The sequence below is a fragment of the Allosphingosinicella indica genome, from assembly GCF_900177405.1.
Taxonomy (GTDB): Bacteria; Pseudomonadota; Alphaproteobacteria; order Sphingomonadales; family Sphingomonadaceae; genus Allosphingosinicella; species Allosphingosinicella indica.
The window spans coordinates 1,000,498-1,014,492 of sequence record NZ_LT840185.1 but is presented as its reverse complement, the minus strand read 5'-3'; the positions used below and the strand labels follow the sequence as shown (position 1 = coordinate 1,014,492).

Annotated in this window: 14 protein-coding genes; 2 read left to right on the top strand and 12 right to left on the bottom strand. The window is 68.6% G+C overall.

From position 1 onward, the window contains the following. Positions 1-40: 40 nt before the first annotated feature. From zapE to B9N75_RS04975, 4 genes are all read right to left on the bottom strand, one after another. Positions 41-1,153: a cell division protein ZapE gene (gene zapE, locus B9N75_RS04990; protein WP_085217803.1), complete on the bottom strand. Its 1,113-nt coding sequence runs from the start codon at positions 1,151-1,153 to the stop codon at positions 41-43. Further along, positions 1,150-1,605 (bottom strand): PaaI family thioesterase, encoded by a 456-nt coding sequence (locus tag B9N75_RS04985; protein WP_085217802.1) that lies wholly within the window; start codon positions 1,603-1,605, stop codon positions 1,150-1,152. Before B9N75_RS04985 ends, zapE begins: the two co-directional genes overlap by 4 nt. Before the next feature lie 56 nt (positions 1,606-1,661). Beyond that, complete coding sequence (locus tag B9N75_RS04980; RefSeq protein ID WP_085217801.1) at positions 1,662-2,444, bottom strand: succinate dehydrogenase iron-sulfur subunit; 783 nt, start codon at positions 2,442-2,444, stop codon at positions 1,662-1,664. A gap of 72 nt (positions 2,445-2,516) precedes the next feature. After that, positions 2,517-3,521, bottom strand: coding sequence for a D-alanine--D-alanine ligase family protein (locus tag B9N75_RS04975; protein ID WP_244552431.1), 1,005 nt, complete (start codon positions 3,519-3,521; stop codon positions 2,517-2,519). Positions 3,522-3,596: 75 nt separating this feature from the next. Here B9N75_RS04975 and B9N75_RS04970 point away from each other — a divergent pair, with 75 nt between their 5' ends. Further along, entirely contained in the window at positions 3,597-5,060 is a 1,464-nt protein-coding gene (locus B9N75_RS04970) for a PLP-dependent aminotransferase family protein (RefSeq protein WP_085217799.1), read from the top strand. Here B9N75_RS04970 and B9N75_RS04965 read toward each other — a convergent pair. From B9N75_RS04965 to B9N75_RS04950, 4 genes are read right to left on the bottom strand one after another with little or no spacing between them, the layout of a single operon-like run. Further along, positions 5,038-5,718, bottom strand: a complete 681-nt coding sequence (locus tag B9N75_RS04965; protein ID WP_085217798.1) for an HAD family hydrolase — start codon at positions 5,716-5,718, stop codon at positions 5,038-5,040. The two genes, B9N75_RS04970 and B9N75_RS04965, sit on opposite strands and share 23 nt — an antisense overlap. After that, positions 5,718-6,875, bottom strand: coding sequence for a hypothetical protein (locus B9N75_RS04960; protein ID WP_085217797.1), 1,158 nt, complete (start codon positions 6,873-6,875; stop codon positions 5,718-5,720). The genes B9N75_RS04965 and B9N75_RS04960 overlap by 1 nt, the downstream gene beginning before the upstream one ends. After that, positions 6,872-7,672 carry a nucleotidyltransferase family protein gene (locus B9N75_RS04955; protein ID WP_085217796.1) on the bottom strand — a complete coding sequence of 267 codons (801 nt, stop codon included), beginning with the start codon at positions 7,670-7,672 and terminating at the stop codon, positions 6,872-6,874. Before B9N75_RS04955 ends, B9N75_RS04960 begins: the two co-directional genes overlap by 4 nt. A 31-nt stretch (positions 7,673-7,703) precedes the next feature. Then, positions 7,704-8,657 carry an MBL fold metallo-hydrolase gene (locus tag B9N75_RS04950; protein WP_172840820.1) on the bottom strand — a complete coding sequence of 318 codons (954 nt, stop codon included), beginning with the start codon at positions 8,655-8,657 and terminating at the stop codon, positions 7,704-7,706. Between the two features lie 96 nt (positions 8,658-8,753). Here B9N75_RS04950 and B9N75_RS04945 point away from each other — a divergent pair, with 96 nt between their 5' ends. After that, on the top strand, positions 8,754-9,902 hold the full coding sequence (locus tag B9N75_RS04945) for an alpha-hydroxy acid oxidase (protein WP_085217794.1): 1,149 nt from the start codon (positions 8,754-8,756) through the stop codon (positions 9,900-9,902). Here B9N75_RS04945 and creD read toward each other — a convergent pair. The 4 genes from creD to sdhC are packed head-to-tail and all read right to left on the bottom strand — an operon-like array spanning position 9,874 to position 13,901. Next, a complete protein-coding gene (creD, locus tag B9N75_RS04940) occupies positions 9,874-11,274 on the bottom strand; it encodes a cell envelope integrity protein CreD (protein ID WP_085217793.1) in 1,401 nt (466 codons plus the stop codon). The two genes, B9N75_RS04945 and creD, sit on opposite strands and share 29 nt — an antisense overlap. A gap of 38 nt (positions 11,275-11,312) precedes the next feature. Next, complete coding sequence (sdhA, locus tag B9N75_RS04935) at positions 11,313-13,103, bottom strand: succinate dehydrogenase flavoprotein subunit (RefSeq protein WP_085217792.1); 1,791 nt, start codon at positions 13,101-13,103, stop codon at positions 11,313-11,315. Beyond that, positions 13,096-13,509 (bottom strand): succinate dehydrogenase, hydrophobic membrane anchor protein, encoded by a 414-nt coding sequence (gene sdhD, locus B9N75_RS04930; RefSeq protein ID WP_085217791.1) that lies wholly within the window; start codon positions 13,507-13,509, stop codon positions 13,096-13,098. Before sdhD ends, sdhA begins: the two co-directional genes overlap by 8 nt. Next, positions 13,506-13,901 carry a succinate dehydrogenase, cytochrome b556 subunit gene (sdhC, locus tag B9N75_RS04925; protein ID WP_085217790.1) on the bottom strand — a complete coding sequence of 132 codons (396 nt, stop codon included), beginning with the start codon at positions 13,899-13,901 and terminating at the stop codon, positions 13,506-13,508. Before sdhC ends, sdhD begins: the two co-directional genes overlap by 4 nt. Positions 13,902-13,995 lie beyond the last annotated feature (94 nt).

Genomic DNA, 13,995 nt, shown 5'->3' with positions numbered 1-13,995 from the left:
CTGGAAAACGCGCGGACGCTGGACCCGCGCTCCGGGAGCGTCAAGCGGCGCCGTGACCGGCGGCGAGATAGGCGTCGCTCTGCATTTCCATCAGGCGCGATGCGGTGCGCTCGAACTCGAACGCGCCGTCGCCCGCCACGTAGAGATCGGCAGGGGCGGCGTCGGCGGCGGCGAGCAGTTTCACCTTATGCTCGTAGAGCGCGTCGATCAGCGTGACGAAGCGCGCCGCCTCGTTGCGGTTCTCCGGCCCCAGCCGCGGAATGCCGACAAGAATGACGGTATGATATTTCCGCGCGATCGCGAGGTAATCCGCCGCGCCGCGCGCCTCGGCGCAGAGCCGCTTGAACGAGAAGACGGCGACGCCTTTCAGGCTCTTGGGCACGTGCAGCGTCCGCCCGCCGGGCACCGCGATATCTTCGGCGGGGACGTTGGCGCGGTCTTCGGGGGGGTAGTCGGTAAGGCGGAAGAAGGCTTCGGACAGCGCCGCGGTCGCCTCCGCGCCATTGGGGACGTGCCAGGTCGGCATGCCGCCCAGCCGCTCCAGCCGGTAATCGGTCGGGCCGTTCAGCGGCACCACGTCGAGCGCGCTTTCGACGAGCGCGATGAAGGGCAGGAAATGCTCGCGGTTGAGACCGTCCTTGTAGAGATCTCCGGGCGGCCGGTTGGAAGTGGTGACGATTGTGACGCCGCCCGCCAGCAGCGCGGTGAACAGGCGCGAGAGGATCATCGCGTCGGCGCTGTTGTTGACCACCATCTCGTCGAAGGCGAGCAGCCGCGCCTCGGCGGCGATCGCGGCGGCGACGGGGGCGATCGGATCGCCGCTCTCCTTCTCGCGCTCGGTGCGCAGCCGCCCGTGCACCTCCAGCATGAACTCGTGGAAGTGGACGCGGCGCTTGGGCACGCCGGCGACGCAGCCGTAGAATAGGTCCATCAGCATCGATTTGCCGCGCCCGACGCCGCCCCACATGTAGATGCCGCACGGCGGCTCGGGCTTGCGGCCGAACAGGCCGGCGAGGAAGCCGCCGCCCGACTTCTGCGCCTCGAAATCGGCGGCGAGCCGGTCGAGCGTCAGGATCGCGCGGCGCTGATCGTCGTCGGCCTGGAGCTCGCCGGCGGCGATGAGCTGCTCGTAGCGGCGCCCGACCGCAGTCACGCCTTGTGCGCGCCCTTGCGTAAGGTCGCGGACCAGGCGGCGACGAGCACGTCCTCCTGCTCGACCGTGCCGCGGAGGAAGGCGAGGCGGCCGGTCTCGCGGAGCAGTTCGACCCGCGTGTCGAGCGGCTTGCCGGTGACGCCGGGCGCCAGGAATTGCATCGAGAAATCGAGCGTGACGCCGGTCGCGACGGCGGCGCCCGCCATGTGCCCGCCGGCGAACAGGGCGAAATCGACGAAGGCCAGAATCGCGCCGCCGTGGACCAGCCCGGCGAGGTTGGCATGGGCGACGGTGGGGAACATCCGGCAGCGCGCGGCGCCCGGGCCCTCGGCGCGGACCAGCAGTTCGCCGATCGCGCCATTGAAGCGGCTGTCGTCGGGCGGCGCCCAGCTCATCCAGCCGGGATGATCGGGATGCGCCTCGTGCCGGATAAGGGGGTGGATGTCGCTCATCGGCTCAGCGGGCGCCCCTCGACTTCGCTCGGGACGAGCGGAACATGTTCAAAGCGTCAGACCGCGCGCTCGACGAGCATCTTCTTGGTTTCGGCGATCGCCTTGGCGGGGTTGAGGCCCTTGGGGCAGACGTTCGCGCAGTTCATGATCGTGTGGCAGCGATAGAGGCGGAAGGGGTCTTCCAGCTCGTCGAGCCGCTCGCCGGTATATTCGTCGCGGCTGTCGGCGAGCCAGCGATAGGCCTGGAGCAGGATGGCGGGGCCGAGGAAGCGGTCGGAATTCCACCAGTAGCTCGGGCAGCTCGTCGAGCAGCAGGCGCACAGGATGCACTCGTAAAGCCCGTCGAGCTTGGCGCGGTCGTCGGGCGATTGCAGCCGTTCCTTGCCCGAGGGATCTGGCGTCTTGGTCTTCAGCCACGGCTCGATCGAGGCATATTGCGCGTAGAAATGGGTGAAATCGGGGACCAGATCCTTGATCACGTCCATATGCGGCAGCGGCGTGATGCGGATGTCGCCCTTCAGATCGTCGATCGCGGTGGTGCAGGCGAGGCCGTTCTTGCCGCCCATGTTCATCGAGCAGGAACCGCAGATGCCCTCGCGGCACGAGCGGCGGAAGGTGAGCGAGGAATCCTGCTCGCTCTTGATCTTGATCAGCGCGTCGAGGACCATCGGCCCGCACTCGTCGAGATCGACCTCGAAATTGTCGTAATGCGGGTTCTTCCCGCTGTCGGGATCATAACGGTAGATCTTGAACCGCTTCACGCGCTTGGCGCCCGGCGCCGCCTTGTGCGTCTTGCCGGCCCCGATCGTGCTGTTCTTCGGCAGGAAAAATTCGGCCATGACCCTCGCGCGCCCCTCAAAGCTCGGCAACGCGATAACGCGTGCCGCCCCAAGGCTCAATGCCTCGTTGCGTCAGATCAGCCCGTGCCGGGCGAGGCTTTCGGCGAGGATGGTTTCGATGAGTTCGGCCTGGCTCCAGCCGAAGAGCGCGGCGGAGCGGCCGTAGACCTTCTGCGACCAGAGGTTGCAGTTGAGGTTGACCTCCAGCATCCGCACCTCGCCCGCTTCGGCGTCGAGGCGGAATTCGAAGCGGCCGTAATCGAACGGGCGGAAGATCTCGACGAGCTTCAGCGTGAGCGCGTCGATCTCGGGCTGCCAGCGCGCATCCGCGAAGGGAACGAGCTGATATTTCTGCGCACGATCGACGAGGTCGCGCTTCTCGTAATAGGTGCGCAGGTGCGAGGGGTCGGCCTGCTCGAACAGCATCATCGGCATGACGACGGGTTTGCCGCCAACGGTGATCACCGGCACCTCGACGTCGCTGCCGTTGAGGAACGGCTCTACGATCGCATCATGGCCCTGATCGTGGATGCCCGCCACCGCATCGGCGACGCCCTTCCAGTCGAACGCGTCGGAGACGCCCCAGCTTGCTGACGACGCGTTGGGCTTGATGACCATCCGCTCCGCCATCGGGCAACCGGCCTCGCGCACGGGCGCGCCGCGGCGGTAGATCGCCCAGGGGCTGGTCGGCACGCCGCGCGCCGCCGCCTCCAGCTTAGTCAGATGCTTGTCGTCGGAGAGGCCGCGCAGGATCGGCGAGGCGCCGAGGAAGGGGATGCCGTGGCGCGTGCAGAGCAGCGGCAGCATCATCTCCGAATTGAGGAAGCCGCCGCGGTTGAGCAGCGGGAAGACGAAATCGACGTCGGGCCGGTCGAACAGCGCCTCGTAGCGGTCCTCGAGGACGAGGTTGAGGCCTAGACCCTCCAGAATCTCGCGCACCTCGACATGGTAGAGCGCGTGATTCCCGTCCTCGGGGTGGAGGCCGCCGGCCCATTTGGCGTGCTTGGCGATGAAGAGGATGCGGAGGCGATGCTTCGCCTCGTCGGGAATTTTCAACGGCTGGACGAACGCGGACACTGGCGGGGGCCTTTCGGGGGGAGGCGGTGGCGCGGCGGTCATAATCCCGCCATGGAACGGGGCCAAGCGCTAGCGATGATCGATGTCAGCAATATGATGAGCCGCGGCGGCGACGCGCGGATCGTGATGGACCCGGCGAGCGGCCTCAACCGCTATTTCAGCGCGCCGCGGCCGTCGCGGCTCACCGCCTACGCTTCGTCCACCGCCAACGACATATCCGCCGACGCTTTCGCGCATGTGCGGGCGGCGGCCGAGCGGCTGGCGCCGGACGGGGAGCTGGCGGCGGAGGCCTATGCGGCGGCGCTGGCCGGGATGGCCGGCCGGATACGCCGGGCCTACGGCGTGGATGACGACACGGATGTCGTCTTCGCGCCGTCGGGCACCGATCTCGAATATGTCACGCTCGCCGCCGCGCTGGGCCGTGCGCCCGGCGGAATCCACAATATCCTGCTCGGCGCGGACGAGGTGGGGAGTGGGTGCATCCATTCCGCTTTCGGCCGCTATTTCGCTGACGAGACGGCGCTGGGTGCTGCGGTGTCGCCGGGCGATCCGGTGCCGGGGCTGGACGGCGTCACGCTGGAGGATGTCGCAGTGCGCGACGCCAGCGGCGCGGCGCGCAGCTCGGTGGACATCGCTGCGGCGCTGGATGCGGCGATCGGGCGGGCGAAGGCGGCGGGGCGGCACGCGCTCGTCCATGTCGTCCACGGATCGAAGACGGGACTGATCGTCCCCACGCTTGCCGACGTGGACGCGCTTGCCGCGCGGCATGGCGATGCGATGCGCTTGGTGGTCGACGCGTGTCAGGCGCGGATCACGGGCGGCGCGGTCCGCGACTATCTGGCGCGCGGCGGGATCGTCTTCGTCACTGGATCGAAGTTCATGGGCGGGCCGCCGTTCAGCGGCTTCGCGCTGGTACCGCGCGCGGCGCGGCCGGTGACGCGACTTCCTGAAGGCTTCGCCACCATCTTCCGCCGCGCCGAATGGCCCGCCGGCTGGCCGGGGCGCGAGACGCTGGTCGAGGGCGTCAACCTCGGCCTGCTGCTGCGGCTGGAGGCATCGGTGTTCGAGCTGGAACGGTTCCAGGCGCTCGATCCAGCCGCGGTGCGGCGCGCGATCCTCGCCTTCCATAATGCCGTGCGGCGGCACATGGTGGATGGCCTCGGCGCGCGCCGGGTGGCGCCTTATCCGCCCGGCGACCGCGCGGTGGCGGATGCGCATCCGATCGAGATGCGGACGCTCTCGACGCTCGATTTCAGCCGCGGCGGCGCGACCTTCGAGGATGCGCAGCGCTGGCACCGCGCGATGGTCGATCAGGGCGTGCGCGTCGGCCAGCCGGTCAAATGCGTGCCGCTCGCGGGCGGCGGCTGGGGCGCGACCTTGCGCATCGGCCTCGCCATGCCGCAGCTCGTCCGCTTCGCGGCGATGGAGAAGGCGGCGCTGCGCGAGGCGCTCGACGCCGACATGGCGAAAATCGCGGCGGCGCTTCAGGCGGTGCGGGCGCCCGCCGGGCGGCCGCTTACGGCCGTGACCAGTCCCTGATCGGCCAGCCGCGCGTGGCGGCGAGGCGGGCGAGCTTCTTCGACGGATTGACCGCGACCGGCTCGTCCACCCATTCGAACACCGGCCGGTCGGATGAGCTGTCCGAATAGAAGGCCACCGTCAGATGCTCGCGGCGCAGCGCCTCGCGTTCGAGATAGGCGAGGATCGCGGCGAGCTTGCTATCGCCATAGACATTGGCGCCCATGAGCGCGGGGCCGATCCGCCCCTGATCGTCCACCGCCGCCTGCGTCGCGACCACCGCGTCCATGCCGAGCGCTGCGGCGATCGGCGCGGCGTAGAGCTCGTGCGCCGCGGTCGCCAGCACCAGCTTTGCGCCGCGCGCGCGGTCGGCGGCGATCTGCGCGCGCGCGCCGGGGCGGATGTTGCCGGCGATCTGCTCGGCGGTGAAGGCGGCGACCGCGCATTCCAGATCGTGCGGTGCGACGCGGCCCAGCATCAGCGCCCACATGATCGTCTTCAGACGGTCGCGATCGAAGAGGCCGGCCTTGTGCGCGATCATCGCCGCCAGCACCGCGGGCGCCAGCAGCAGCCGCCACGGCGCGATCCGCGCCGCGCTCTTCAGCAGGAACAGCGAATAGGTCGGCCGCCAGCTTACCGTGCGGTCGAGATCGTAGAGGGCGAGCAGCGTCCGGTTCATCAAGCCCCCAGATAATCGGCGATGGCCTCTGCGCCGCGGATCGAGGCCGGGCAGTCACCGAGGTCGATCGAAAAGCCGAACTGCTCGCGCTGGACGCCCTCGAAGCGGTCGGCGTCCTCGCGCCAGCCGGAAAGCATTGCGCCGAGCTCAGCGACCGAACCGGCGACGCGGCCGAGCGACCAGAAGCGGTAATTCTCGCCCCCACGCGCGCGGCCATCGTGGCTGTCGAGGAAGTAGCAGGCGCGCGGGATCGCGAGGAACTCGTACACTTGGCTGGAGACGTCACCGATATAGACGTCTGCGCCTAACGTGTAGTGCATGTCGAAGAGGCGCGGGCTTCCGGTATCGACCAGGATGTTGGGGGCGCTGGCCTCCGCGGGGATCGGCGGGCGGATGCGCAGCCGCTTCAGCTCCAGCGAATAATGCAGCTTCTTGCGGAACAGCATGACGTGCGGCGCGACGACGAGATTGCCGACATCCGGATGTGCGGCGAACCAGCGGATGAGATCGGGCCCGAAATCGTACCAGGACGACAGCTCGGGGTCGAAATGCGGGTTGTAGAGGAAGGCCGGCCGGCCGTTGTCGAAGAGGCGCGGGCGCGGCCTGCCTTCCAGCACCGCGTCGAACTTGGGGTAGCCGATGATCCGCCAATTGTCCGGCCCGAGCAGCCCGGCGCGCGTCGCCGCATCGACATATTTGCGGCCCGAGACGAGGAAGAGATCGAAACCCGCCTTTTCCGGATGATAGGCGACGTTGCGGTCCCCCGCGCCGTGGGGGACGTAGACGATCTTCGGGCTGCGCGCGTTGAGCCTGCGCTTCACCAGCAGGCAGGTCCGCTCGGTCGAGACCAAAGCGTCGAGCGTGGCGAAGAGATCGAGATTGTCGCGGAGCGCCGTCAGCCGGGTGAAGGGCAGCAGCCTGTCGAGCGCGGGCGCGGCCAGGCGTGCGGCTGGGCCGGGGCGGATATGCACCCATTCGATCTTCGCTGCCGCGTCCGCGCCGACGATCGCCTCCACCGTGTCGCGCAGCATCGGCCGCGAATAGAGCGCGAGCGTCTGGATGTCGGTCCGCGTCGTGGCGAGCGCGCCGGCGATGCCCGCGATATGCGCCGCCTGATGCGCGGCGTCATGGTTGAAGAGGAAGCCGACCCGCTTCACGCGCGCTGCTGCAACAGATGCGTGGCGAGCGCATGATCCTCGACCTTGTCGACATCGATGCAGACGAGCGGGTCGTCCATCTCGATCGCCGCGACGCGCACGCCCAGCCGCCGCCCGGCGAGGGCCAGGCCGCGATGGAGCGTCAGCAGCTTCAGGCCCACGGCGGCGAGCAGCAGCGGCCCGAAGGCGGCGACGATCTTCCGCCCCTTCTTCCGGTCCGCCTCGACCTTCTGCCAGAAGGTCACGGCGCGGCGCGCTGCGGGCGTCCGCAGCAGGAACAGGTTGGCGCCCGAATAGGCACCGCCGCGAAAGCGCAGCCAGGTGCGACGCCCCTCGGCGAGCAGTGCTTCGTAGCGGCCGCGCTCGACGACGGCGACGGTAAGGTCGGCATCCGTTGCCGCGCTCGCCGCCAGAAACGCGTCGATCATTGCGGTTTCGAGCAGCGGATGGTCGCCGGTCGTCACCAGCACCGGATGGTCCGGTGAGGGCTCGCCCATCGCATCGCTGACCGTCCGGCTGATCGTCGCCGCTGCGGGCGCGAAGGCGATGCGCGGATGATCCGCCAGCCAGGCGCAGCCGGGATCGGCGAGAATGACCTCGCGGTCGGCGGTGAGGATGGCGACGCGGCCGATCGCCGGATGATCGGCGAGCATGTGCGCGACGCGGGCCAGCATCGGCTCCCCGTCGAGCGGCACCAGCACCTTGAGCGCGACCCCGAAATGGTCGGCGAGCGCGTCCGGCCCGGGGCGCTGGCCGGCGAGCAGCAGGGCGTGGACGGAACCGGCGGCGATCGTCATGGCGCGGGCATAAGGCGCCCGCCCCGCCTCATCAATCTTTCGCCGGCCTGGCCTCGGGCTTCGCGCGGCCCGGCGATCCGGGACGGAGCCGCGCGGTCAGGTAATAAGCGATCATCCGGTCCGCGCGGTTGGCATCGGCGGCGGGGAGCAGCGGGCCGAGATCGCGCCGCCACCCCGCCGCGCAGTCGCCGTCGCTCGCTTCGCCGTCCGCGCAGGCGACGAGGTTGCGGAAGGCGCCATGCCAGCGGGCGAAGGCGGCGCGGTCCATCGCCGGGCCGTGGCCGGGGATCAAAGTCTCGAACGGCGTCGCCGCGACGTGGTCGAGCGCGGCGAGCCAGCCGCCGGCAGAGGCGGTGTCGAGGAAGGGCACGGGCAGCGTGACGATATCGCCGACGATCACAGTATGGTCTTCGGGCAGGTAGAGCCAGACGTCGCCCGCGGTCGCGGCGTTACGGGCGAGGCGGAGGTCGATCGTGCGGCCCGCGATGGCACTCTCTCCCGACGCCTCGACCGGATGGTCGGGCACCAGCGCGCCGCGATCCTCGCTCGCGGCGATGTCGGCGCGGATTTCGGCCTCGGTCGCGGCGTCAGCCTTGCCCGACGCGATATAGGCGAGCGCGTCCCGGCGGCTGTCGGCGAGAAAGCCGTCGAGCGCGCCTTCCACCGCGCGGCTGGCGTAGAGCGGAATGCCGGGGAAGGCGGCGCGAATCTCGGCATTGCCGCCGCTGTGATCGAGGTGCCAGTGGGTGTTGACGATCGCGGCGACGGGCTTGCCCGCACCCCTCGCGGCGGCGAGGATCTTCGCCTGGTGCGCGGCGTGGCGGCCGGTATCGACGAGGATCAGGCCTTGGGGCGCGTCGATCAGCACGCTGTTGCCGTCCGGCTGACGCCCGGCATCGAATCCGCCGGGGATCAGCGTCCACGTCGGTGTCGCGGCATCGGCGGCGCAGCCGGCGAGCAGCAAGGCGAGGAGCGCGATCCGCATGGCGCCGTGCTGGCCGCGCCCGGGGGCATGCGGCAACCGCCTCCCGACGAAGCGCCGGATTGTTTCGACCGCGGATCGCGGGCAAGGTCCGCGGCGATGCATGTCCGCGATTGCCACAATGTCGAGGATTTCCGCGCGCTGGCGAAGCGGCGGCTGCCGGGTCCGGTGTTCGACTATATCGACGGCGGCGCCGACGACGAGGTGACGCTGCGGCGGAGCGCGGCCGCTTATGACGATTGCGATCTCGTCCCCGGCGTGCTGGCCGGCGTCGCCGATATCGACATGTCGGTGGAGGTGCTCGGCAAGCGGATCGCGATGCCGGTGATGCTTTCCCCCACTGCGATGCAGCGGCTGTTCCACTGGGAGGGCGAGCGCGCCGTCGGCCGTGCGGTCGAGAAGTTCGGCACTTATTTCGGCATTTCGACGATCGGCACGGTCAGCATCGAGGAGATCGGCCGCACCGTCTCGACTCCCAAGCTGTTCCAGCTCTACGTCCATCGCGATGCCGGCCTCAACCGCGCGCTCGTCCAGCGCTGCAAGGAAGCGGGGTTCGACGCCATCGCGCTCACCGTCGACACGATCGTCGGTGGCAACCGCGAGCGCGATTTGCGGAGCGGCTTTACGACGCCGCCGCGCTGGACGCCGCGATCGCTGCTGAGCTTCGCCGCACACCCCGGCTGGACGCTCAACTACCTCCGTCGCGAGCCCTTCGCGCTCGCCAATATCAAGGATTATGTCACCCACGGCAGCTCGGTCGCGATGGGGGTCGCTGATTACATCAACCGCATGTTCGATCCGGCGATGGACTGGAAGACGGCGGAGGCGATCCGCGCCGATTGGGGCGGCCCGTTCGCGCTGAAGGGCATCATGTCGGTGGCGGACGCGAAGCGCGCGATCGATATCGGCGCCACCGCGATCTACGTCTCCAACCACGGCGGGCGGCAGCTCGACGGAAGCCGCGCGCCGTTCGATCAGCTCGCCGAGATCGTCGATGCGGTCGGCGGGCGTATCGAGGTGATCTGCGACGGCGGCATCCGGCGCGGCAGCCATGTGCTGAAGGCGCTGAGCGTCGGCGCCACAGCCTGTTCGGGCGGGCGGCTCTATCTCTACGCGCTTGCCGCCGGCGGGCAGGCGGGGGTCGAATGCGCGCTCGCCAAGCTCCGCGCCGAGATCGACCGGGGGATGCGCCTGATGGGCGTCACCCGGCTCGATCAGCTCAACCGGTCGAACCTTCGCTGGCGCTAGGTTCGCCGCGCTTCGCGCCCCAGTCGAGGTTGCGGGTGACGTACATCACCGTTGCGAGCGCGGCGAACAGCAGGCCCGATCCGATCAGCAGCGAATAGGCTTCGAGGCTGAGGAGGATGTAAAGCACGACGTAGAGCCCCGCGAGCAGTGCGCCGATGAAGCCGGCGCGGCGCCAGCTTCTCAGCACCGCGGCGGAATAAGCGGTAAGCAGGCCGATGATCGCGAGGCTCGCGACCAGATAGGCGGGGCCGAAGCCGATCACCTCGGCGAGCGCGAGCAGCAGCACGAAGAACAGGATCAGCCCAGCGCCGACCAGCAGATATTCGACGCCGGAGACGCGAAGGCCGCCGATCACGTCGAACAGCAGGAAGGCGAGGAAGGTGAAGCCGATGAACAGGAAGCCGTATTTCGAGGCGCGGCTGACCTGCGAATAGAGATCGACCGGGCGGATCAGGCTGACCCGCGCCTCATAGCCGCCGCCGGACGGTGCGGCGACGTCGGTCTGCGGAGGCGGGCGAGTAACGGATTGCGGAGAGCCGATGCCGACCAGCGACTGGCCGAGCGCAAGGTTGCCGACACGATAAGTGGCGGTGAAGCCGTCGTCGGAAACGCGCCGCTCGACGGGGAGGAAGCCGCCCTGGAAGCTCGGGTGCGGCCAGGCCGATGCGACGCGCCAACGCGTGTCGCCGGCCTGTGGCGCAAGGCTCAGCCAGCCGTTGCCGCGCACGTCATAGGCGAACTCTGCGACGACCGGCGACGCAGCCAGCGGCGCGGCGTCGATCCAGGCGAAGAAGCCCGCGCCGCTGGTCGCCGGGGTGCCGCCGCCAGGCTGTAGCCTCAGCGGCTGCCCGCCGACGGACACGCGCGGCGGCGTCCCGAACAGGCCGCGCGGATCGCTGAGCCCGAAGCGGAGTTCCGCGCGGTCGAGCGCCATGTCGGAAACGGCGACGCCGAAGCGCGGCAGGTCCGCCGGCATCGTGAAGCGCGCGCGGCCCGACACCGCGGCCTCGTAGACCACCGCCTCGTAGATCGAGCGCTGGCGCCGCTCGGGCTTGATCCGCGTCTCGATGTCGGCGCTTTCGGGGGAGAGCGACAGCTCCTGCCAAACTTGGCGCGATCGGACGACGGGGCGGTCGTTCTCGGTCACCGTCTCGGTGACGGTCGCGCGATAAGGGATGACGAGCACCGGCCCGGCGACGATTTGCGCCCCGCCCCAGCCTTCCGCGATCGAATTCTGCGCCTGGATCGACTGGCTCTGCCGATCGTCGATTATCAGCCACACGCAGAAGAGCGGAATGGCAAGCAGCACCCCCACCAGCACCGCCAGCCACAATTTCTGCCCCGGCGACCGGTCCGCGGATAAGATGCCCATGCCGGTTCTCCCCTGCGGACGAAGCTATGACCGCGCGATTAGTACACGCGCGCCTTGGGCTTGATATATTCGATATCGTCGGTCAGCGTGTAGTCGTGGACCGGGCGGTAGTCGATCTTGACGCCGCCGTTATCGAACCATGCCACGGTGTGCTTCATCCACTCGGCGTCGTTCCGCTCGGGGAAGTCCTCGTGCATGTGGGCGCCGCGGCTTTCCTTGCGGTTGGCGGCGGAGTGCATCGTCACCATCGCCTGCGGCAGCATGTTGTCGAGCTCCAGCGTCTCGATGAGATCGGTATTCCAGATCATGCTGCGATCGGTGATGCCGATGTCGGCGAGGCGATCGTAGACCTTGCCGATCTTCGCCTTGCCCTCGTCGAGCGTCTTTTCGGTGCGGAACACGGCGCAGTCGGCCTGCATCGTGCGCTGCATTTCGAGCCGGATTTCGGCGGTCGGGCTGCCGCCCTTGGCGTTGCGGAAGCGATCGACGCGGGTAAGCGCCTGCTCCTCCGATCCCTTGGGAAGCGGCGGCAGCGCCTTGGCGCCGGCGAGCGTCTCGCCGAGCCGGTGGCCGGCGGCGCGGCCGAAGACGACGAGATCGATGAGGCTGTTGGAGCCCAGGCGGTTGGCGCCATGCACCGACACGCAGGCCGCCTCGCCGACCGCGAACAGGCCGGGGACCACGGTGTCCGGCTCGCCGTTCTTCAGCGTCACGACCTCGCCGTGATAATTGGTCGGGATGCCGCCCATATTGTAATGGACCGTCGGCACCACGGGGAGCGGCTGGCGGGTGAGATCGACGCCGGCAAAGATCTTGCCCGTCTCGGTAATGCCCGGAAGCCGCTCGGCCAGCACCTTGGAATCGATGTGATCGAGGTGCAGGAAGATGTGATCCTTGTTCTTGCCGACGCCGCGCCCTTCGCGGATCTCCATCGCCATCGAGCGCGAGACGACGTCGCGACTGGCGAGATCCTTGGCGGAGGGGGCGTAGCGTTCCATGAACCGCTCGCCCTCGGAATTGGTGAGGTAACCGCCCTCGCCGCGCGCACCCTCGGTGATGAGCACGCCCGCGCCGTAGATGCCGGTCGGGTGGAACTGGACGAACTCCATGTCCTGCAGCGGCAGGCCGGCGCGCAGCACCATCGCATTGCCGTCGCCGGTGCAGGTGTGCGCCGAGGTCGCAGAGAAATAGCATTTGCCGTAGCCGCCGGTGGCGAGCACGACCGCGTGGCTGCGGAAGCGGTGGATCGACCCGTCTTCCATGCATAGCGCGATGACGCCGCGGCAGGCGCCGTCGGCATCCATGATTAGATCGAGCGCGAAATATTCGATGAAGAAATCGGCGTCATATTTCAGGCTCTGCTGGTAGAGCGCGTGGAGCATGGCGTGGCCGGTGCGGTCAGCGGCGGCGCAGGTGCGCTGCGCAGGCGGGCCTTCGCCCATATTCTGCATCATGCCGCCGAAGGGGCGCTGGTAGATGCGGCCCTCGTTGGTGCGGCTGAACGGCACGCCGTAATGCTCGAGCTCGTAGACCGCGGCGGGCGCCTCGCGCACCAGATATTCGATCGCATCCTGATCGCCCAGCCAGTCCGATCCCTTGACGGTGTCGTACATGTGCCAGGTCCAGTGATCCGGCCCCATGTTGCCGAGGCTGGCGGCGATGCCGCCCTGCGCCGCGACGGTGTGGCTGCGGGTCGGGAAGACCTTGGTGATGTTGGCGGTCTTCAGGCCTTTCTCGGCCGCGCCCATCGTCGCGCGCAGGCCAGAGCCGCCGGCGCCGACGACCACCACGTCATAGCTGTGGTCGATGATCTTATAGGCCTCAGCCATGGGTCGCGCTCCCGCCCGCGAAGGCGATCATCAGGACGGAGAAGAAAGCGAGCGCGCCCACCGCGATCACCAGGAAATTGGTCAGCGTGATGGAGAAGAACTTCATCCCCTCCTCATGCACATAATCCTCGATCACCACCTGCATGCCGAGCTTCAGGTGCCAGAAGGTCGAGACGATGAGGAGCAGCATCGGCACCGCGGCGAGCGGATCGGCAAGCCACGTCGTCACCATCTTGTGATCGAGCGAGGGCAGGCGGACGAGCGACACGAAGAACCAGACGAACAGCAGCAGGGTGGAGAGCGAGGTCAGCCGCTCCAGCCACCAGTGATGCGCACCCGATCGCGCGGAGCCCAGCCCGCGCACCTTCTTCAATGGTGTCTTGGCGACGACGGTCTCGGTCTTCATGTCCGCAGCCCCAGCAGCCAGATCCAGAGGAGGGCGGTGAGCGCGATCGACCCGATCACCGTCATCGTCGCCCAGAATTTGTTGGTGTTGAGCTCGTAGCCCGCGCCGATATCCATCACGAAATGGCGCATGCCCGAAAGCGTGTGCTGGAACATCGCCCAGGTGAGGCCGAAAGCGATGAACTTGCCGAACGGGCTCGTCACGCAGGCGAGGAAATCATTGTACGCCCCTTCGCCGCGCGCCGCGGCGACCAGCCACCAGGCGAGCGTCAGGCTGCCCAGCACCGCAAGGCCAACGCCGGTGACGCGATGGAGGATGGAGACCAGCATGTGCGGCCCCCATCGCCAGATGGTGAGATGCGGCGACAACGGCCGCGACGGATTGCGGTGCATAGGCTGATCCCCTGAAGCGCCCTCGCTATCAGACAAAGCGCCGCCTTTTGCAACGCTTCGCCGCGCCGATTTGCGGGGCCGCGCGCCAGCGGCT

Bases quoted from the DNA above. Each gene is read 5' to 3' on its own strand.
- sdhA (WP_085217792.1), bottom strand. From the start codon at position 13,103: ATGGCTGAGGCCTATAAGATCATCGACCACAGCTATGACGTGGTGGTC.
- B9N75_RS04970 (WP_085217799.1), top strand. From the start codon at position 3,597: ATGATCGATGTCAGCAATATGATGAGCCGCGGCGGCGACGCGCGGATC.
- B9N75_RS04950 (WP_172840820.1), bottom strand. From the start codon at position 8,657: ATGCGGATCGCGCTCCTCGCCTTGCTGCTCGCCGGCTGCGCCGCCGAT.
- B9N75_RS04955 (WP_085217796.1), bottom strand. From the start codon at position 7,672: ATGACGATCGCCGCCGGTTCCGTCCACGCCCTGCTGCTCGCCGGCCAG.
- creD (WP_085217793.1), bottom strand. From the start codon at position 11,274: ATGGGCATCTTATCCGCGGACCGGTCGCCGGGGCAGAAATTGTGGCTG.
- sdhD (WP_085217791.1), bottom strand. From the start codon at position 13,509: ATGAAGACCGAGACCGTCGTCGCCAAGACACCATTGAAGAAGGTGCGC.
- B9N75_RS04985 (WP_085217802.1), bottom strand. From the start codon at position 1,605: ATGAGCGACATCCACCCCCTTATCCGGCACGAGGCGCATCCCGATCAT.
- B9N75_RS04945 (WP_085217794.1), top strand. From the start codon at position 8,754: ATGCATGTCCGCGATTGCCACAATGTCGAGGATTTCCGCGCGCTGGCG.
- B9N75_RS04980 (WP_085217801.1), bottom strand. From the start codon at position 2,444: ATGGCCGAATTTTTCCTGCCGAAGAACAGCACGATCGGGGCCGGCAAG.
- sdhC (WP_085217790.1), bottom strand. From the start codon at position 13,901: ATGCACCGCAATCCGTCGCGGCCGTTGTCGCCGCATCTCACCATCTGG.
- B9N75_RS04965 (WP_085217798.1), bottom strand. From the start codon at position 5,718: ATGAACCGGACGCTGCTCGCCCTCTACGATCTCGACCGCACGGTAAGC.